This window comes from Streptomyces sp. NBC_00224, from assembly GCF_041435195.1.
Taxonomy (GTDB): Bacteria; Actinomycetota; Actinomycetes; order Streptomycetales; family Streptomycetaceae; genus Streptomyces.
On record NZ_CP108106.1, the window covers coordinates 8,211,100 to 8,230,145 of the forward strand.

The 19,046-nt window shown below is 70.3% G+C and carries 15 protein-coding genes and 1 pseudogene; 10 read left to right on the forward strand and 6 right to left on the reverse strand.

Going from position 1 to position 19,046, the window contains the following annotated elements:
• Positions 1-9: 9 nt before the first annotated feature.
• The 3 genes from OG965_RS36715 (at position 10) to OG965_RS36725 (ending at position 5,307) form a co-directional block, all read left to right on the forward strand.
• Positions 10-1,062 (forward strand): DUF11 domain-containing protein, encoded by a 1,053-nt coding sequence (locus OG965_RS36715; protein ID WP_371656399.1) that lies wholly within the window; start codon positions 10-12, stop codon positions 1,060-1,062.
• The gene (locus OG965_RS36720; protein ID WP_371656400.1) at positions 1,059-3,167 is read left to right on the forward strand and encodes a hypothetical protein; all 2,109 of its coding nucleotides are present in this window, start codon (positions 1,059-1,061) and stop codon (positions 3,165-3,167) included. Before OG965_RS36715 ends, OG965_RS36720 begins: the two co-directional genes overlap by 4 nt.
• Positions 3,168-3,255: 88 nt before the next feature.
• Positions 3,256-5,307 (forward strand): hypothetical protein, encoded by a 2,052-nt coding sequence (locus tag OG965_RS36725; protein ID WP_371656401.1) that lies wholly within the window; start codon positions 3,256-3,258, stop codon positions 5,305-5,307.
• A gap of 89 nt (positions 5,308-5,396) precedes the next feature.
• On the opposite strand, the gene OG965_RS36730 is transcribed toward OG965_RS36725, so the two are convergent.
• From OG965_RS36730 to selD, 3 genes are all read right to left on the reverse strand, one after another.
• Entirely contained in the window at positions 5,397-6,959 is a 1,563-nt protein-coding gene (locus OG965_RS36730; protein WP_371656402.1) for a S8 family serine peptidase, read from the reverse strand.
• Between the two features lie 272 nt (positions 6,960-7,231).
• Positions 7,232-8,053 (reverse strand): hypothetical protein, encoded by an 822-nt coding sequence (locus tag OG965_RS36735; RefSeq protein WP_371656403.1) that lies wholly within the window; start codon positions 8,051-8,053, stop codon positions 7,232-7,234.
• Complete coding sequence (gene selD, locus OG965_RS36740) at positions 8,050-9,150, reverse strand: selenide, water dikinase SelD (protein ID WP_371656404.1); 1,101 nt, start codon at positions 9,148-9,150, stop codon at positions 8,050-8,052. The genes OG965_RS36735 and selD overlap by 4 nt, the downstream gene beginning before the upstream one ends.
• Positions 9,151-9,501: 351 nt before the next feature.
• Between selD and OG965_RS36745 the strand changes: the two genes are divergently transcribed.
• The 3 genes from OG965_RS36745 (at position 9,502) to OG965_RS36755 (ending at position 12,633) form a co-directional block, all read left to right on the forward strand.
• Entirely contained in the window at positions 9,502-9,867 is a 366-nt protein-coding gene (locus OG965_RS36745; RefSeq protein WP_371656405.1) for a hypothetical protein, read from the forward strand.
• A gap of 52 nt (positions 9,868-9,919) precedes the next feature.
• Positions 9,920-10,663 (forward strand): SOS response-associated peptidase, encoded by a 744-nt coding sequence (locus OG965_RS36750; protein WP_371656406.1) that lies wholly within the window; start codon positions 9,920-9,922, stop codon positions 10,661-10,663.
• Positions 10,664-11,052: 389 nt separating this feature from the next.
• A complete protein-coding gene (locus tag OG965_RS36755) occupies positions 11,053-12,633 on the forward strand; it encodes an alpha/beta hydrolase (RefSeq protein ID WP_371656407.1) in 1,581 nt (526 codons plus the stop codon).
• Here OG965_RS36755 and OG965_RS36760 read toward each other — a convergent pair.
• A complete protein-coding gene (locus OG965_RS36760; RefSeq protein WP_371656408.1) occupies positions 12,630-13,460 on the reverse strand; it encodes an alpha/beta fold hydrolase in 831 nt (276 codons plus the stop codon). The genes OG965_RS36755 and OG965_RS36760 overlap by 4 nt on opposite strands.
• Positions 13,461-13,633: 173 nt before the next feature.
• On the opposite strand from OG965_RS36760, the gene OG965_RS36765 reads away from it, so the two are divergent.
• The 3 genes and pseudogenes from OG965_RS36765 to OG965_RS36775 all read left to right on the forward strand — a co-directional run bounded on the left by OG965_RS36765 (position 13,634) and on the right by OG965_RS36775 (position 15,874).
• Positions 13,634-14,569, forward strand: a complete 936-nt coding sequence (locus OG965_RS36765) for a LysR substrate-binding domain-containing protein (protein ID WP_371656409.1) — start codon at positions 13,634-13,636, stop codon at positions 14,567-14,569.
• Positions 14,570-14,583: 14 nt separating this feature from the next.
• Positions 14,584-15,320, forward strand: a pseudogene (locus OG965_RS36770) (SDR family oxidoreductase).
• Between the two features lie 236 nt (positions 15,321-15,556).
• Positions 15,557-15,874, forward strand: coding sequence for a hypothetical protein (locus OG965_RS36775; protein WP_371656410.1), 318 nt, complete (start codon positions 15,557-15,559; stop codon positions 15,872-15,874).
• Between the two features lie 221 nt (positions 15,875-16,095).
• Here OG965_RS36775 and OG965_RS36780 read toward each other — a convergent pair whose 3' ends face one another.
• Complete coding sequence (locus tag OG965_RS36780) at positions 16,096-17,127, reverse strand: medium chain dehydrogenase/reductase family protein (RefSeq protein WP_371656411.1); 1,032 nt, start codon at positions 17,125-17,127, stop codon at positions 16,096-16,098.
• 142 nt (positions 17,128-17,269) lie between these two features.
• On the opposite strand from OG965_RS36780, the gene OG965_RS36785 reads away from it, so the two are divergent.
• A complete protein-coding gene (locus OG965_RS36785) occupies positions 17,270-17,920 on the forward strand; it encodes a TetR/AcrR family transcriptional regulator (RefSeq protein ID WP_371656412.1) in 651 nt (216 codons plus the stop codon).
• 67 nt (positions 17,921-17,987) lie between these two features.
• Here the strand turns inward: OG965_RS36785 and OG965_RS36790 are convergent, their stop codons facing one another.
• Positions 17,988-19,031, reverse strand: coding sequence for a trans-acting enoyl reductase family protein (locus OG965_RS36790; protein ID WP_371656413.1), 1,044 nt, complete (start codon positions 19,029-19,031; stop codon positions 17,988-17,990).
• Positions 19,032-19,046 lie beyond the last annotated feature (15 nt).

Sequence of the window (19,046 nt, forward strand, 5' to 3'; positions counted from 1 at the left end):
TCGCCACCCGTGCCCGCGCCGCCTTCGCCCACGGGCGTACACGGCGCCGGCGCCCAGGCCGATCTGGAGGTCCGGTCCTCCGCCGAGGGCCAGGACCAGGACCAGGACGAGCCGGAGGCTCGGGCCGCGGCCGGATCCGAGCGCGGGGCGGACGGCGTGTTCGACTACGTCATCACCGCCGTCAACCACGGCCCCTCACAGGCCGTCTCCGTAACCGTCACGGACGAGCTGCCCGCCTCGCTCGTCTACGTCTCGTCGCGCGACGGCTGCACGGCGAGCGGCCGCACCGTCCGCTGCGGTCCGCTCCCCCGGCTCGCCGTCGGCGAGTCCCACTCCTGGGCGGTGACCGTGCGGCTGGCCGACGACTACGACGGCGACGGCCAGGACATCGTGAACTCCGCGTCCGTCTCTTCCCCGACCTCCGACCCGCACCCGGAGAACAACACGACCTCGGTGACGGGCCTGCCCGTGCCCCCGGACCGGGGGCGGGCGGACCTGTCCCTGGACAAGACGGCGGTACTGGCCAAGGGTCAGCGCTGGGTCAGGCCCGGCGAGACGTTCGCCTACCGGATCACGGTGGACAACCGGGGTCCCGGTGCCGCCCGCCAGGTGCGGGTGAGCGATCCGCTTCCGGGCGAGCTGAGCTTCGTCGAGTCGGCGGACGGATGCGCCCCGGACGGGGACGGCGCACGGACGGTCGTCTGCCCCGTCCTGGACCGGCTGGAGCCGGGCGCGTCGGTCTCGTACGAGATCACGGTGAAGGTCGCCAAGTCGCTGCCCCGGCACCTGCGGCAGATCGACAACATCGCGTCCGTCACCTCCGCGACCAGGGACCCCGACGAGAGCAACAACCAGAACGCCGAGAACACCACCGGCCCCGACGGCGGCCCGCTCCACATCAAGCCGTGGCCGGATCCCGATCACTCGGACGGTGAGCTGCCCGACACCGGCAGCGACGTGCCGGACCGGCTGGGCTGGCTGGCCGGTTCGGCGGTCGCCGCCGGAGCCGTCCTGGTGGCAGCGGCACGCCGCCGCGTGACGTGCCGGGGGCGGAAGCGGTGACGGCCCGGCGGTGCGCCTTCGCACCCCGCCGCGCCCGGCGCACGGGTGCCGTCCTGCTGGCCCTGGCGGTCGTCCTGGGCCTTGGGGCCCTGCTCCAGCCCGCTTCGGCCGTCAACCACGCCCGGGCGCCCAGGGCCCTGAGCTTCCCCGTCCACGAGAGCTTCGACAACGGCAACGACCTGGGCACCGCCACGGGAAGCACCGCCTACGAGAGCGGCTGGCTGCGGCTGACGTCCGCATCCAACAACCAGGCCGGATCCTGGCAGATGAAGGACTCGTTCCCCACCAGTCTCGGGATCGTCGCGGAATTCACCTATGCCACCTACGGCGGCAAGGGCTTCGACGGCAAACGCGGTGACGGGATGGCGTTCTTCCTCGCCGACGGCAGCGCCGCCGCCGGGACGGGCGCCGCCGGCGGGGCACTGGGCTACGCCTGTGCCGGCTCGGTCCTGCGCTGTACGTCCAGCGGTGTGCCCGGCGGCTTCCTGGGGATCGGCCTGGACGAGTTCGGCAACTTCTCGGCCAACTCCACCGGAGCCAGCGGCCCGGGCACCCAGGCCAACAAGATCGTGCTGCGCGGTGGGGGCAGCGGGACCACCGGTTACCGCTTCGGCACGTCCGCCGACGGTCCCGGATCCACCGTGGAGACGGGCAGCCGGACCTCGTACCGCACCGTGCGGATCGCCGTGCAGCCCACCAACGGCAAGCTGCTGGTCTCGGTCTGGTCGGACTCCGGCCCGGGCACCGCGTCGACCAAGCTCATCACCGACTTCGACGTCTCCACCATCACCAACCAGCCGTCACTGCCGTCCACCCTGAGGGTGGGTTTCTCGGGCGGTACGGGCGGCGCGACCAACAACCACGAGGTCGGCGACCTGACCATCAACGTGCCGGCCAACCTCACCGTCGCCAAGTCGGGCAGGCCCGCCACGGTCGCGGCGGGGGCGGGCCCGGTCACGTACACCGTCAAGGTCACCAACAGCGATGCCAACGACGTGACGGGAGCGACCGTCAAGGACCCGGTGCCCGGACTCACCCAGGTGACCTGGAGGTGCACGGCCAGCACCGGCAGCACCTGCGGCAAAGCCTCCGGCGCGGGCGACCTCGACACCACGGCGGACCTCCTGCGCAACGGCACCGTCACGTACACCATCACCGGTACCGCGCCCGCCCAGCCGACCACGCTGCGCAACACGGCGGTGGTGACCGCGCCGGGCAACCGCACCGACACCGACCCCAGTGACAACTCCGCCACGGCCGAGACCACCGTGACCGCACTCGCCGACGTGGCGGTCACCAAGGAAGGTGTGGGGGCGGGGCCGGTACGTCCCGGTGAGGAGTTCGACTACCGGATCACCGCGCGCGACAACGGGCCGTCCGACACACGCAATGTGAAGGCCACCGACACCCTGCCCGCCGGGCTGACCTTCGTCTCGTCCGCCGACGGCTGCACCGCCGCGGGCTTCTTCGTGACCTGTCCCACTGTCGCCGCGCTGGAGGCGGGCTCCGCCGTGTCGTGGACCGTCCGGGTCAAGCTCAGGGCCACCTACCAAGGCGACGGTAGCGACCTGGGCAACGTCGCGAGGATCACCCACGATGTCACGGACCCGGACACCGCCAACAACACGAGCGGCGCCGCGTTTCCGCCGGGCGGGGTCACCCCTCCGGCGGCCGACCTCGTGACGGTGAAGAAGACAACGACCACCGCCCGGGTCGCGCCGGGGGAGACCTACGCGTACACGGTGACGGTCACCAACCGCGGCCCGTCCGTGGCCCGTGCCGTCCGCGTCCAGGACCCCCTGCCGACCCCCTTGACGTTTCTCTCCTCCGCCGACGCCTGTGCGGTGACCGACCGCACGGTCACCTGTGGGCCTGTCGCCACACTCGCCCCCGGTGCCTCGGTGTCCTGGACCTTCAGGGTCCGCCTGGACGCCGCCTACAGCGGCGACGGCACCGACGTGCACAACACCGCGACGGCCGGCGCCGACACGGCCGACCCCGACACCACCAACAACAGCGGCACCGCCACCGTGCCGGGCGGGTCACTCAAACCGCCGACCGCCGACCTGGAATTCGGCAAGCAGGCCGACGACACCCCCGCCTGACGCGGCCCCGCCCGCCCGGGTGGCACACCCCCCCCAACGTCCGTACAGCGGTGTACGGCAACCGGAGCACGAACGGAATCGATGCGAGATGAGAACGAGACGACATCGTCGGCGCCCCTGGGCGGGAGCGGCGCTCGCCGCACTGCTCGGCGCGCTGCCGCAGTGGTCCGGCCAGAGCCCGGCCGCCGCGGCCGACACTCCGCCCGGCGGCCTCATCACCTACACCCTCACGGCGAAGAACAACGGGCCGTCCGTGGCCCGCAACGCCACGGCGACCGACACACTGCCCGACGGCATCTCGTTCGTCTCCTCGGCCGACGGCTGCTCGGCCACCGGACAGACGGTCACCTGCGGCCCCGAAGGGCAGTTGGGTGTGGGACAGACCAAGAAGTGGACCTTCCTCGCCCGGCTGAGTCCCTCCTACGAGGGTGACGGATCGGATCTGGGCAACGCCGCAGTCGGCAAGTCGGACTCCACGGACCCGGATCCGGACAACAACAAGCCCAAGCCGGTGACACCCCCGGGCCCCTTCACACCCCAGTCCGACATCTCCGCGGTCAAGACGGCACTGGGCAGCGGACCGACGATTCCCGGTCAGGAGTACGAGTACGAGATCGACGCGTCCAACGCCGGACCGTCGGACGCCCGCAACGTCACGGCCACCGACACGCTCCCGGACGGCGTCACCTTCGTGTCGTCGGGGGACCCCTGCACGGCTTCCGGCCAGAAGGTGACCTGCGGTCCGCAGGCCAAGCTGGTCCCCGGGGCGACCACCAAGTGGACGTTCAAGGTGAAGCTCAGCGCCGCCTATCAGAGTGACGGCGCGGACCTGCACAACACCGCCACCGCCAGCTCGGATTCCAGGGACCCCGACCCCACGAACAACACCAGCACCGCGATCCTGCCGCCCGGCGGGGTCACGGCACCCCAGGCCGACCTGTGGGCGACGAAGCGGCCCGCGACCACCACCCCCATCGCACCGGGCGAGACCTTCGAGTACGAGGTCACCGCCCACAACGACGGCCCCTCACGCGCGCTGAAGGCGAAGGCGACGGACACCCTGCCCGCGGGGCTGACCTTCGTCGACTCGGCCGACGGCTGCACCGCCACCGGCCGGACCGTCAGCTGCGGCCCGCAGGCGATCCTGGAGCCGGGCGCGTCCAGGACCTGGAAGTTCCGCGTCAGGCTCGACTCCGAGTACACCGGCGACGGCAGCGACATCCGCAACACCGCCACCGTCTCCTCCGACACCAAGGACCCCGTCCCGGCCAACAACACCAGCTCCCCGGCCGGTCTGCCCGGCAGCACGGTCAACCGGCCCACGGCCGACCTGGCGGTGACCAAGACCGCGGTGGGGGACACCCCGCCGGCCCCCGGCACCACCTTCGACTACAAGATCACGGTGACGAACAACGGCCCGTCGGCCGACGCCTACAACGTGAAGCTCACCGACGACCTCCCCGAAGGCCTGTCCTACGTGGCGTCCTCCCCGGCCGGCTGCACGGTCTCCGGCCGCGCGGTCTCGTGCAAGCGCACGACCCCGCTCAAGGTGGGAGAGATCATCGAGTACCTGCTCACCGTGAAGGTCGACCCCGCCTACCACGGGGACGGCAGCGATCTGAAGAACACCGCCAGGGTCACCGCCGACAACATCGACCCGAGCAGCGAGAACGACAGCGACACCGCCACGCCTCCGGGCGGCACGGTCGCCGCGCCCTCCGCCGACCTGGCGATCGTCAAGAAGCCGGTCACGAACACGCCCGTCGCCCCTGGCGAGAGCTTCGAGTACGCGGTGACCGTCACCAACAAGGGCCCCTCCCAGGCGGAACAGGTCCAGGTCACCGACACCCTGCCCACTGCCCTGAGCTTCGTCTCCTCCGACGACACCTGCACCTCGGGCCGTGCCGTCACCTGCGGCCCGCAGGCCGCACTGGCGCCCGGTGCGTCGGTGACCTGGGTGTTCAAGGTGAAGCTCGCCGCCACGTACACGGGTGACGGTTCCGACATCCACAACACGGCCACGGTGTCGTCGGCGACCAAGGACCCGGTCACCGAAAACAACGCGAGCACCACGGGCCCGCCCGGCGGCAAGGTCAACAAGCCCACGGCCGACCTGGAGGTGTCGAAGCAGACACCCTGACCGACCACGGCGAGCGGGGCGGGCCGCACGACGGCCCGCCCCGCGACCGGCCATCGGCGCCCCCTGAAGCGGGGGCGCCGATGGCTCGTTCAGAAGCGCAGGGCCCAGGAGTCGACATAGCCGGTGTTCCCGGCGCGGGCGTCGAACACCCGCAGTCGCCACACCCCGTTGGCGGTCTCCGATGAGGCGTCGATCGCGTAGACCACGGTGAAGTCCGTGACGGCCCAGCCCTCCCATTCGTCCTTGATGGGATACGCGGTGCCGTCGGGGGCGATCACGTCGATCCGCAGGTCGCCGGAGTCCGGATGCTTGATGTCGATCTCGACGTCGAGGTCAGCCGGGGCACGGCCGGACACTCCGCTGACGGTCACGGGGGAGTTGACGGTCGCCAGGTCGGCCACCGGGTAGTCCGTGGTGTTGGCGAAGCGGCTGCCGGGCGGACGCTGTGGTGAACTGCCCACGTACAGCAGCCGGTTGACCGAACCGGCGCCCGGGTCGATGACGGATCCGGTCGTGGCCGAGGCGGTGAGGGCCGCACCGACCTGGGCCGGGGTGGCCGTGCGGTGCTCGGCGAGATGGAGCGCGGCCGCACCGGTGACGTGCGGCGTGGCCATCGAGGTGCCGGACATGGTCGTGTACCAGTCCTCGGACCAGTACGCGGCGGAGGTGATGGAGTCTCCCGGAGCGAACAGGTCCACCAGCGGCCCGTAGTTGGAGTAGGAGGCGCGGTGGTCGTGCTCGCCGACCGCCCCGACCGTCAGCGCGGTCTGGACGCGGGCGGGGGAGCGGCCCGCCGCGTCGATGTCCTGGTTGCCCGCGGCGACGGCGTAGGTGATGCCGGAGGCGATGGAGTTGCGGACGGCGGCATCCAGGACGTCGTCCGGGTCCCCGCCCAGGCTCATGTTCGCCACGGCCGGCTTGACCGCGTTGCGGGTCACCCAGTCGATGCCCGCCACCACCTGCTCGGTGGTGCCCTCGCCCGTGTAGTCGAGCACCCGCACCGCGACGATCTTCGCCTTCTTCGCCACCCCGTAGGTGGTGCCCGCGACCGTACCGGCGACGTGTGTGCCGTGGCCGTGGTCGTCCTGCGCGGTCATGTCGTCGTCGATGGCGTCGTAGCCGTAGGTGGCGCGGCCGCCGAAGTCCTCATGGGCGATGTTCACACCCGTGTCGATGACATACGCGGTCACCCCCTGCCCGGCCGAATCCGGGTACGTGTAGCCCCCGGCCATCGGCAGACGGCGCTGGTCGATGCGGGCCAGGCCCCAGGAAGGGGGATCCGGTTGGGTGGCATCGAGCCGCAGCGTCCGGTTCTGCGCCACCTCGGCGACCGCCGGATCGGCGGCGAGGCGCCGGGCCTGACGCTCCGACAGGTGGGCCGAGTAGCCGTTGAGCGCGGTGTCGTAGGTGCGGCGGATCCTGCCTCCGTACCGCTCGACGACGGCCCGGCCTCCCGGCGTCCGCGAGGCGGCGCGGGAGGGGTTGAGGACGACGAGGTAGCTGTCGGCGACGGCTCCCGGGGCGTCGGCGTACTGAACGACGCCTTCCGGCGGCCCGGCAGCGGATGCCTCCGTGGTCCCGACGAGTACGAGCGCTGCGGCGAGCGCGATCACGGCGCCGCAGCGCTGTCTTAAGCGCGGTGTGATGGCCATCCGGCCAGGGTGGCCGGTGCCGGTCACCCGCACAAGGGCGTGCCACAGCTGCTGGGGACGCTGGTGCGGATGAGGGGTGGGGCCGGCAAAGTGTGCCCGGTTGCGGCCTCCGTCTCAAGGTATCCGGCTGGAACGTGCCACCTGCCGGGTGCGAACCGGGCGTCGGGGGAGCGCCGTTGGAGGCCGTATCGGTTCGCGGAGGCGTTCGGGGCCCGGTTGGTCCGCGGCGTTACCGGCCGCCGCCGCGACCTCGGTGACTGGTCTTGACTGGTCTACCGCCCCGCCGGATCGCGGGTGGTCGGCAGCTGCCACACGTACTCGAACGAGGCGTGAACCATCTTGTAACCGTGTGCCCCGGAGCGGAAGAGGATCATCGGCAGGCCCACCGGGGCCTTGGGGGCGAGGAGGTTGGGTGAGTAGTAGCAGACGTGCGGGAAGATGACCGTCGTGCAGTAGGGGGCGGCCATGGCCAGTCTCAGGTCGACGTGCGGTCCCATCGTGGCCCGCAGGCCGGCGACGGTCACCCTCGTCGACTCGACGTCGCGCTCCAGCTGCGAGGTGTGCTCGGGGCTTCGTCCGACCTCTTCGATCGCGGCCCGGACGGGAACATCGGGGTTGGCCGGATCGCAGACGACCGCCCGGATCCGGACCCGGCCGCCGGTCTCCCGCAGCATCGTCTCGATGTCGCGGTAGAACGGTCCGAGGGGATTGAAGAACACCCGCAGAGAGACGCCCATCATGAGGATCTCGCCGTTCTCGAAGCTGCGGAACTCCTCCGACAGCCGTGTCTGCGCGTTGTCGCGGCGGGGCGATGTCTCGCGGTCCTTGTACACGCGGCTGATCCCGGCGTCGGACAGCTCGTTGAAGATGCGCCACACCTCGTCCCCGAGCCACTTCTCCTTGAGCCGGTCGTAGGAGAAGGACACCAGGATGGGAAAGAGCACGGCCGATCCCAGCGACTCCAGAACCACCGCCGACAGGGCCCACAGCCTGCTCTCGGTGAGGACGCCGACCGCGAGCCCCGAGACCAGTACGGCGAACCCGAGCGCGGCGCAGAGGTAGAGGAACTTCTGGTGCACGACGGACGGAGTCACGCGGGCTTCCCCTTCCCGGTTCCGCGTCCCAGGCGCTGCATCACGATCGTCCCGGGAGTGCCGCCACCCGTCACCTCCCCTATGTCGACGGCCAGAACGCCGTACTCGGCACAGCGGGCCTGGAACGTACGAGCCTGGTCGGGGGAGGCCGAGAGGAGCAGGCCGCCCGAGGTCTGCGGATCACACAGAGAGATGCGCCGCGCCACGGGCAGGTCCGCCCAGTCCACCCGGTCCTCCAGCGCGAAGTAGGTCCGCTCGGCGCTGTTGGCTACGATGCCGTGCTCCTCGGCGAGTTCGACCGCGTGCCGCAGCATCGGTACCGCGTCGGGGAACACCATGGCGGTGCAGGCCGAGGCGACCAGCATGGTGCGCAGATGGCCGATGAGTCCGTAGCCGGTGATGTCGGTGGCGGCGTCGATACCGGTGTCACGGGCCAGTCGACAGGCCGTGCGGTTGGAGGCGAGCATGACGCTCTCGGCCTCCAACACCGCGTCGGCGGAGGCCACTTCGGCCTTCTGTCCGGCGATGACGATGCCGGTGCCGAGCGGTTTGGTGAGGACGAGCCGGTGACCGGGGCGTGCGTTGCTCTGGAGCATGACGTGGCCGGGCTGGGTCGCGCCGATCACGCACAGGCCGAAGACGGGGGATTCGGAGACGATGGAGTGGCCTCCGGCGAGCTGCGTGGAACACTCGGCGAGTGCGCGGACGGCGCCCCGCATGAGCTGCGCCACCGTCTCGTGCGGCAGTTCGGGAGGCCAGCCGAGTATGCCGAGCGCGAGGAACGGTTCGGCGCCCATCGCGTAGATGTCGGACACCGCGTTCATCGCGGCGATGCGGCCCCAGGTCTCCGCGTCCTGTGAGACGGGTGTGCCGAAGTCGGTGGAGAAGGCGAGGGTGAGATCGGTGGTGAGCCTGTAGAGCGCCGCGTCGTCCCGTTGTGTGCCCGGCACGAGGTTGTCCGTGCGGCCGCCGAACGCGGCCGGGCGGGCCCCGAGAGACTCCAGCAGGGCTTCCATCCGGTCGAGGGGGATCTTGCACGCGCATCCCCCCGCCGCGGTCAAGTTGAGCAGGTTCGTCGAAGCCGCCGCACCTGGCATCCCGTCCCCCTTCGATGCCCGCCGTCTGCGCTGTGTGGCGCGCGGTGGTCCCACTATGACGGCGGCACCTGACGGAGACCAGAGCCCGGTACGGACCGCGAAGAGCAGGCCCGCAACGCACGTGTCCCGTACGGCACTTCACGCCTCGCCGGCACCGGTCTCCTCGGGCTTTTTCGGGCCCGAGCATCGAGGAATTACCGCCGATTCGGCGTCGGGAAGGGCGAATTCTGAAAGTAACGCGAAAGAAAATGGCGTGCGCGCCTGGGGCGCTGCTAGCGTCCGAACAGCGGGTTGGAGTCGATGGATTTCGACGCGCCGAATAGGACACTCTTGAAGGCCTGAGGAAAGGGCATGCGCATGCGAAATTCCAGGAACCTTGCCGAGGCGGCGATCGTCGCCGTCGGGATGGCGGGCATGTTGGCCGTCTGCGGACCGACGGCGCAGGCAGCACACGCGGCTCCGACAGGGAATGCTGCTGCGCAGCAGGTCGGCGGTAGTGCCGCGTCGACAGCGACTCAAACCGTGGGGTTCAGCGGAAAGGTCATCGAATTCAAAGACGGTCGCCTCCAGCTCGCCACCGCAAACGGGGATGTGACCTTCGAGCTCACCAAGGGAACGTACCGCTACGGCTCCCTTCAGCCGGGATTCCATGCCTATGTGGCGGCTTACGAGCAGAATGACACCTGGGTGGCAACCTCCATATTCACCTACCCGTAAATAGGCGACCGAACAGTGTTTCCCTCGGTGCTGCCGGTGGCACAGTGGTTCTATGTGTGGCCGTTACGTCTCCACCCGCAGCCCCGAGGACCTGGTCCAGCTCTTCCAGGTCACCGACTGGCATGCCCAGGAGCGGTTGGCGCCGAGCTGGAACGTCGCGCCGACCGACGAGGTGTGGGCCGTCCTGGAGCGCACCGCGCGCGGACATGACGATGCCGCGCCGCACGGCAGGCAGTTGCGGCCACTGCGCTGGGGGCTGGTGCCGTCGTGGGCGAAGGACGTGAAGGTGGGCGCCCGGATGATCAACGCGCGGGTGGAGACCGTGCACGAGAAGCCCGCCTTCCGCCGTGCGTTCCTCAAGCACCGCTGCCTGCTGCCGGCCGACGGCTTCTACGAGTGGGAGCAGGTCAAGGACCACGGCACCGGCAAAGTCCGTAAGCAGCCGTACTTCATCCGTCCCGAGGACGACCAGGTGATGGCGCTCGCCGGGCTGTACGAGTACTGGCGCGATCGCACGGTCAAGCAGGACGACGACCCCGCCGCCTGGTTGGTGACCTGCACGATCATCACCACCGAGGCCACGGACGCGGCCGGCCGCGTGCACCCGCGCATGCCCCTCGCGCTCACCGAGGACCATTACGACGCCTGGCTCGACCCCCACCACCAGGACCCCGACGAACTGCGCGCCCTGCTGACCCAGCCCGCGGGCGGCCACCTGGACGCCCGGCCGGTCTCCCCGGCCGTGAACAACGTACGCAACAACGGCCCCGAACTCCTGGAGGGGGCCGCTCCGTAGATCGACTGGAGTGCGACACCAGTACGGCGAGCCCACGCGAATGCGCCCAGCGGATCGAGGAGTTCCTCCCACGCCGCCCGAGCCCCACCGCCTTCACCCGCCTCCGCGCACGCTACGGCTTTGACGAGGCACTGGTAGGGGTGCCCCCATCGAGGCTCGGGGGACAGCCGTAGTGAATGGGGCGGCTGTTCCGCTTAGCGTCTGACGGTGTGAGACATATACGGAACAGGGTGACGAGATCCCCTTTTGGTAGGAGTCAACCAGCCGCGTCCGCAGGGCCGTTGCCCGGCACCTCAGCCGTCGTGGCGGTCGCCTTGGCCACGGCCGACGCGGCGCACACCGCACGCACTCCCGACCGCAACCCCCCCCCCGCACGCCGAGGAGACTTCGTGATCACCCCCAGCCCCACCCTGCGCCGCACTTCGGCCGTGGGCCTCGCCCTCGCCGCCTGCCTCGGCGCGGTACCCGCCGTGACGGCCACGGCGGCGACGCCCACCGCGTCGAAGTCCGGGGCCTCGCTCGACCGTTACTACGATCAGCGTCTGGGCTGGGGCAGCTGTGCCAAGGGGCCGGGCGACAGTATGGGCCGTGATCTCGACAAGGCCGGTGTGCAGTGCGCGGACGTCACCGTGCCGCTCGACTACGCCGCTCCCCGGGGCCGTACCATCACCGTCGCGATATCCCGGCTCAAGGCCACCGACACCCGCCACCGCATCGGGTCGATCCTGCTCAACAACGGTGGTCCCGGCGGGACGGCGCTTGAGTCCCCGCCGGAGTTCCATGCGTGGATGAAGAAGACCGGCCCGCGGTACGACATCGTCGGCTTCGACCCGCGCTTCGTCGGCCGTAGCACCCCGCTGGACTGCGGCTGGCCCGTCGGTACCAATCTCCTCTCGGCCGGTCTCAGCCGGGCGAGCTTCGAGCGCCAGGTCGCCCTGCAGAAGGATCTGGCCGCCAAGTGCCGTGCCGCCGGCGCCTCCGTGCTGCCGCACGTGACCACACGTAACACGGCCCGCGACATGGACGTCATCCGTGGCGCGCTCGGCGAGAAGAAGATCTCCTACTTCGGTTACTCGTACGGCACCTATCTGGGCACCGTCTACACCCAGATGTTCCCCGGCCGCACCGACCGCATGGTCCTGGACGGCGCCGTCGACCCCCGCAAGTTCGGCCCCCGACTGCTCCAGGCGGCCGTCGGCGAGAACGAGCAGGCGCTCGCCGACTGGGCCACATGGGCTGCCGCCCGCCACGATACCTACGGCCTCGGCCGCACCCGGGCCCAGGTCCTGGCCACCATCGACCACATCATCAAGACCTCCGCACGCGGCCCGCTGACCGTCGGCACGGCGCCCGAGACCTTCCAACTCGACGACACCCACATACCGTTCATCCTGCTCGCCGGGGTCGACAGCGACACCAACACGTCCCGGGCGACCCTCGCCGAGCAGGTGTCCGTGCTGAACAAGGCCGCGGCCGGACAGCCGACCCGGCTGTCGCCGATCTTCGCTGCGACCCTGCGGCTCGCGATGACCGGCGAGCAGTCGCACCACGGCAGTGTGCAGTCCGCGGTCATCTGCGGGGATAGGGCGGCTCCGCGCGACCCCGAGGTCTACTGGCGGGACATCGAGCGCAGCCGTGCCGCATACCCGCGCTTCGGCGCGCTGGCCAACAACATCGGCCCGTGCGCCTTCTGGGACCGGCCCCGCGAGGAGCCCACTCAGGTGAAGCACGACGCCAAGGTGCTGATCGTGTCCGCCACCGGCGACCCGCGCACCGCGCACAAGGGTGCCGTCGCTCTGCACGGCCTGCTGCCGAGCTCCAAGCTCATTACCCTCAAGGGCGCCAACCGGCACGCGATCTACGGCCTCTACGAGAATGCCTGCGTCGACAACAAGGTCAACCAGTACCTGGCCACCGGCAAGCTGCCCGCCAACGACCAGACCTGCTCCAAGCAGGCCGGCCGGCCCTAAGCGGCGGGGCTGACGGAGGGGCTGCCCGTCGCTGACCTCGGGAACGCGTCGTCCGTGAAGCGCTGCAGTGCCGCGCGGATCAGCGTGTTGACCGCGGCGGGCTGCTCCTGGTGAGCCATGTGCCCGGCCTGTTCGATCACATGGAAGGTGCCGTACGGGGTCAGCGCGGCCAGCGTACGGGACACCTCCAGCGGTATCTCGGTGTCGTACCGACCGTGCAGGTAGTCCACCGGGACGGCGATCCCGGTCAGCGCCTCGCGCGGATCGTGGGACATGGCCTCGGTGAACAACTCGTCGATGAAGTGCCCCGATTCGAGGATCTGGCGCACCGTCTGCCGTACGAGCCCGACCGGCGCGGTAGGACCGAACCACTTCGGGACCCAGTTGGCCACGGTTGCCGCACGGTCGGCGGCGAGGGAGGAGATCAGGGAGTGCAGGGCACTGGCCATGCCCTGGCTCGGCCAGTGTCCGGGCCCGCTGATCGACACCACACCGGCGACGTGCTCCGGTGCGCGAAGAGCCGTTTCCAGGGCGAAGGTGGCTCCGAGTGAACTGCCCACCAGCAACGGCTGTTGCAGGCCGAGGTGTTCGATGAGGGCGAGTATGTCTTCTACGTTGGCCCGTGTGGTGTTGCCGGTGGGTGGATGCTCCGAGCGTCCGCATCCCCGCCAGTCCATGGTGATCACGCGGTGGTCGGCGGCCAGGTCGGCGACTTGTGCGTCCCACACCCTGCCGCTGGTGCCCCAGCCGTGCAGGAACAGCACCGGGGCCCCGGCTCCGGTGTCCGTGTGGAAGAGTTCGACCCCGTTGACGGTCACGTACGGCATGAGTGGCTTTCCTCGCTGATTCGCTGATCCGCTGACTCACCACGCGGGAAACGTGGCGTTGTGCGGGCAAGTTCACCGCGCCAGTTCACCGCGTTGCAGAGCGACGACCAAGGTCCGGTTCGCTCGTACACTCATCAAGGATCATGATGAATTCGGGTGGCCGGAGGTAGGTAATGGAGCTGCGTCAGTTGCGGTACTTCGTGGCGGTCGCCGAGGAACTGCACTTCGGCCGGGCCGCCGAGCGTCTGCACATCGTCCAGCCCACTGTCAGCCAGCAGGTCCGGCGCCTGGAGCGCGAACTCCGACTGGACCTGTTCGACCGCACCACACGCAAGGTCACCCTCACCGCCGGGGGCGCCGCGTTCCTGCCTCACGCCCGGGCCGTCCTGACAGCCGAGCGCGCGGGCCTCGACGCCATGGCCGACCACCGCGCCGAGCGGAAGGCCGTCCTGCGTATCGGCACCAGTGTCGGCCTCGGGACCCGCCTCGAACACGTCCTGGCTTCGCTGGCGGAGAGTGCCCCTGACGTCGCCGTCGAACTGACGAGTTCCCCGACGGCCAACCGCCTCCAAGCCGTACGGGACGGTGAGTTGGACGCGGCCTTCGTACGCGGGGCGAGTCGCGGCCAAGGGCTGGACCTCGTCCCGGTCTGGAAGGATCCCCTGGTCGTGGCCCTTCCCGCAGCCCACCCCCTGGCCACCGGCACTGCCGTCCAGGTAGCCGACCTCGCCGCCCTGCCCCTGCGGATCGTGCCTCGTGAGCACAACCCCCACCTGGTGGACTTGGTGGTCGCGGCGTGCAACGACGCCGGGTTCGAGCCCCTTCTCGGCCCTGCCTTCACCACCGACCAGGACACCCTTGCCGCGATCGCCACCGGCGCCCCCAGCTGGACGGTCTTCTACGCCGCCCAGGCCGCCCGCCTCCCCGCCGGGCGCACCGTCTTCCGGCCCTTCGCTCCGCCCATCCCGATGGCCGAGACGTTTCTCGCCGTCCACCCCGCCACACCCGCGCGCCGCCTCACTCCTCTCCTCGCCGCCTGTCATGGATCGGAATTCGCGCGCGGCGGCGCCTGTGTGCGTGATAGGACAGTCGGCGATCATCGGGCTTGATTCCAGGGGGAGTTATGAGCAGCGGTCAGGCAGTCATGAGCGGCGAGCGCGGCGGACCGGTGACCCTCGTCACCGGCGGGGCGAGCGGGATCGGTGCGGCGACCGTGCGGCGGTTGGTCGCGGCCGGGCATCGGGTGGCCGTAACCGGCCGCGACCAGGGACGGCTCGACGGATTCGCCGCCGAACTCGGCGCCGGGGAGGTCGTGTTGCCCATAGCCGCCGACACCACCGACTTCGCGGCGGTCCAAGGTGCCGTCGACGCGACGGTCAAGACGTTCGGGCGCCTCGACCACGTCGTCGCCAACGCGGGGTTCTCCACTCACGACAACCTTGTCGACGGCGACCCCGAGGAGTGGCGAGAGATGCTCCTGGTGAACGTCCTCGGCCCGGCTCTCCTGGTGAAGGCGGCGCTCCCGGAGCTCACGGCCAACGGGGGTCGGATCATCCTGGTGGGCAGCACCGCGGGCATCAAGAACACCCCCGGCAACATGTACTCGGTCAGCAAGACCGCCCTCACCTCCCTCGCCGAGAACACCCGCGTCCTGGTCACCGGTGCCGGAGTCGGGTCACCCTGATCGCCCCCGGCCGGGTCGACACCCCGTTCTGGAGCAGCCACCCGCAGAGAGCCGCGCCCACAGGGCCGGTGATGACCGCGGAGAACGTCGCCGACGCCATCACCTGGGCGCTCGGCCAACCTGCAGGAGTCGACGTGAACACCGTGGTGGTCCGCCCCATCGGGCAGATCCACTGACTCGCGGGCGCACGCGGGGGCCCGTTCGTACAACTCCCGTATCGCACGATGACCTGGGAACCTGAGTCTGGACATCCGAGCCACGGGTGAGGGGGAGTGCTCGACCGGTTCGTGGAGACGCATCGCCTGCGGGGCGACCACCCGGGTGGGGGAGTGCGTTGGTTGGTATCCCCATTGCGGGGCATTCCAAGAGGATGCCCCTGACACCCGTGGGGGCCTGCACGTCAGGAGTTTTCATGACCGACTACGTCATCACCGTGCCGGGCACGTTCGTGCACGGCGTCACAGATGCCCAGCGTTCGGCGGTGGAGCGGAAGCTGCGTCCCCAGGACCCGGCGAACACCGACTTCGGGGAGAGCGAGGAGTTGAGCCTGTTGACCGTCCAGGACGGCAACATGTTCTCCGTCCGGCTCGAAGTGGAGGCCGCCAGCCGCATCGAGGCAGAGGCTAACGCGGTGCGGCTGGTCTCCGCTGCCCTGCGCGACAGCGGATTCACCGAGGAGGATGCCCCCTTGGGGCCTGCCGCGGTCACGGGGATCGACCGCGAATTCTGAACTTTGCCAGGGTGCTTCGCGTAATCGCGGCGTCCGGCCTTCGCGGGATTCCCAACTCGGTCTAGGCGTCTGTGAGTTGCTTGGATGCGGAAGCCTTCGGAATGACGACATGACGACGGACCAAGACGACGGACCAAGACGACGGACCATGACGACGGACTTCGATGCCTTGGGCGCGATGCGGTTGGCACTTGGTGTGGCCCGGGAAGCCGTGGTGCAGCTCAGGGTGTCAGGACAACCTTGCCGGTGGCGGTGCCGGACTCCGCCAGGCGCAGTGCCTCGGCGGCCTGGGCGAGCGGGAGTTGTGCGGCGATGCGGGCGCTCACGTCGCCCCGGGCGACGGCGGCGAACACCTCGGTGAGGTCGGCCCGGAGGCGGGCGCGGAACCGGTCCTTGCCGAGGGCGCGGCCGGCCCAGATGTTGTAGAAGTGGGCCCGGCGGCCGTTGGGCAGGGTGTTCCAGAGCCAGGTGCGGGCGAGGATCTTCAGTACGGGCCACTGCTTGGAGCCGGTGTCGTCGCGGGTGGAGGCGCTGCCGTAGGAGACGAGCGTGCCGCCGGGGGCGAGCAGGCGCCAGGAGTCGATCACGCTGCGCCCGCCGACGTGGTCGAACACCGCGTCCACCCCGCCCGGCGTCAGCTCCCGAACCCGGGAAGCCACGTTGCCCGCACGGTAGTCGACGGGGGTCACGCCGACCTCCCGAAGGGCGTCGTGGTGCCGTGGAGATGCCGTGCCGATCACCTCGGCGCCTGCCGCGCGCGCCAGCTGGACCAGGACGGAGCCCACCCCGCCGCCCGCGCCGTGCACCAGTACGGTCTGCCCGGCGCGAACCCGCGCCCGGCGGTGCAGCATCTGCCAGGCCGTGATGCCGTTGACCACCACGGTTTCCGCCTCCGCCGCCGTGAGGCCGTCCGGGACGAGTACGGCGTCGTCGGCGTCGACGACGACGTGACTGGCCCACCCGCCGACCTTCACCAGCGCGGCCACCCGCCGGCCGGTCAGTCCCGGGTCGACGCCCTCTCCGGTGCTCAGTACGCGGCCCACCAGGTCGTAGCCGGGCACGAACGGGAACGGCGGCTGGTCGTAGTACCGCCCTCGGCGCATCTGCTGCTCGGCGAAGGAGACCCCGCTCGCCTCCATGGCGATCAGGATCTGGCCCCGTCCGGCCTCCGGTACGGCTCCGTGGCGGATCTTGAGGCCCTCCGGAGCCACGATGCCCGGCAGGACGACCTCGGTCAGGCGCTCGCTGGTCATGACGGTCCCTCTCTGTAGACGCTCTGTGGAAGCTGTTGCGTTCGTTAGAAGTTATAACTGGCAGCTTCGGTGAGAGTCAAGAGGGAAAGTGATAGCCTCTAACTAGAGGTTGATGTTGTAGTCGTGAAGCCTGGAGGCGGACGTGGCGGAGTCGGACGCGAGGACACCCCGGGAGCGCTATCGCGCTCAGGTGCGGGAGGAGATCAAGAAACACGCCTGGGAGCAGATCGCCGACGCCGGGGCCTCCGCCCTGTCCCTCAACGCCATCGCCAAACAGATCGGTGTGAGCGGGCCCGCGCTCTACCGGTACTTCGCCAACCGCGACCAGCTGATCACCGAGCTCATCAGGGACGCCTACCGCAGCCTCGCCGACACCTTCCTGGCCCGCGCCACGGCCGGCGCCGACCTCGCCGAACTGGCGCACACCCTGCGCCGGTGGGCCCTGGACGACCCGCAGCGGTACTTCCTCGTCTACGGCACACCCGTGCCCGGATACCAGGCCCCCGAAGACACCACCCGGATCGCCTCCGAGATCATGGCCGTCCTCCTCGACGCCTGCGCCGTCGGCACACCGGAAGGCTCCCCGGCGGCTCCCCTGGACGACCACCTCGCCGAGCACCGGTCCTGGGCGCGCGAACACCAGGCCCCGCCCTCGGCGCTCAGCCGCGCCCTCCTCTTCTGGACCCGCCTCCATGGCGTACTGTCCCTCGAACTCGCGGGCCACTTCAGTGGTATGGGATTCGACCCCGCGGAGCTCTACACCGCCGAGACGCGAGCCCTCACCACCTCTTGACGGCCGAGTGCGGCGGCCCCCCGTCGGCCGCCGCACCACATCCGGGCTCTGTCCTTCACTCGCCCGGTCACTCGCCCAGTCGCTCGCTCAGCTCGAAGGAAATGTGCGGGGACAGGGCGCGGAGGAAGTCGGCCGCGTCGAAGAGCGCGCCGGCGGCGGCGACGCCGACCGTCCTCGTCCGCCCGGCGAGGATGCGGTGCACCGCTTCCACCGCGAGCGGCGCGCTGACGGCGTAGATGTCCCGGCCCCTCGCCACGGCGCGCCGCTCGCGACCGCCGGAGCGCACGACCACATCGACGAGGAAGGTCTGCGCCGACCGGCCCCGCTCATCGACGGCGGCCGGTGCCGGGGAGTCCGGGGCGAGCACGTCCTTGACCGCATCGACCGTCATGTAGGTGCTGAACTCGGAAACGGGCAGATGGGTGGGGGCGGTGACGACATCGGCCGTCAAGAACTCCCCGAAGACGGTCCTGGCGCCCACCGGATCCGGAAAGAGCCAGTCCACAGTGGGTGCGCTGTCGTCGCGGTACTCCATCTTCCCGTTGGCGAAACGCAGGCGCCGACCCCCGCGCCGCGCCCGTGAGACCGCGCCCGCCGCACGCGTCCCCGGCGTCGGGTGCCAACTGTCCAGCGCGTACGCGATGTGCGCCTCGTCGGCCTTCTCCCAGTCGCCCATCGCGGCGGTGGCCAGCAGGTCGCCGAGCCCGCCGTAGAAGGCCATCGCCGGGACGACCACCGCCCCGGCTTCGCGGGCGCGGTCCGCGAAGTGCGCGAACGTATCGACGGTGGCCTCGACTTCGCCCGCCACGTCCAGGTACGGGATACCGGCGCGCAGCGCCGCCTCGACCAGCGGTGCGGCCGTCGTGGCGAAGGGCCCCGCGCAGTTGATCACGGCTGCCGCACCCGCCAGCGCGCGGTCGAGCGCGGCCGGATCGTCGACCGGCGCCGGACGGATGTGCGGCTCGTCCGTGGACACCGCCAGCGACTTGAGCTTGTCGGCGTCGCGGCCGGAGAGGACCGGCACGAAACCGCGCTCCCTCAACTCCGCCACCATGAACCGGCCGGTGTGCCCGTATGCGCCGTACACCACGACCATCTGCCCCGCCACCATGGGTTTCTCCCCGCT

Bases quoted from the DNA above. Each gene is read 5' to 3' on its own strand.
- OG965_RS36725 (WP_371656401.1), top strand. From the start codon at position 3,256: ATGAGAACGAGACGACATCGTCGGCGCCCCTGGGCGGGAGCGGCGCTC.
- OG965_RS36730 (WP_371656402.1), bottom strand. From the start codon at position 6,959: ATGGCCATCACACCGCGCTTAAGACAGCGCTGCGGCGCCGTGATCGCG.
- selD (WP_371656404.1), bottom strand. From the start codon at position 9,150: ATGCCAGGTGCGGCGGCTTCGACGAACCTGCTCAACTTGACCGCGGCG.
- OG965_RS36745 (WP_371656405.1), top strand. From the start codon at position 9,502: ATGCGCATGCGAAATTCCAGGAACCTTGCCGAGGCGGCGATCGTCGCC.
- OG965_RS36750 (WP_371656406.1), top strand. From the start codon at position 9,920: ATGTGTGGCCGTTACGTCTCCACCCGCAGCCCCGAGGACCTGGTCCAG.
- OG965_RS36760 (WP_371656408.1), bottom strand. From the start codon at position 13,460: ATGCCGTACGTGACCGTCAACGGGGTCGAACTCTTCCACACGGACACC.
- OG965_RS36765 (WP_371656409.1), top strand. From the start codon at position 13,634: ATGGAGCTGCGTCAGTTGCGGTACTTCGTGGCGGTCGCCGAGGAACTG.
- OG965_RS36775 (WP_371656410.1), top strand. From the start codon at position 15,557: ATGACCGACTACGTCATCACCGTGCCGGGCACGTTCGTGCACGGCGTC.
- OG965_RS36780 (WP_371656411.1), bottom strand. From the start codon at position 17,127: ATGACCAGCGAGCGCCTGACCGAGGTCGTCCTGCCGGGCATCGTGGCT.
- OG965_RS36790 (WP_371656413.1), bottom strand. From the start codon at position 19,031: ATGGTGGCGGGGCAGATGGTCGTGGTGTACGGCGCATACGGGCACACC.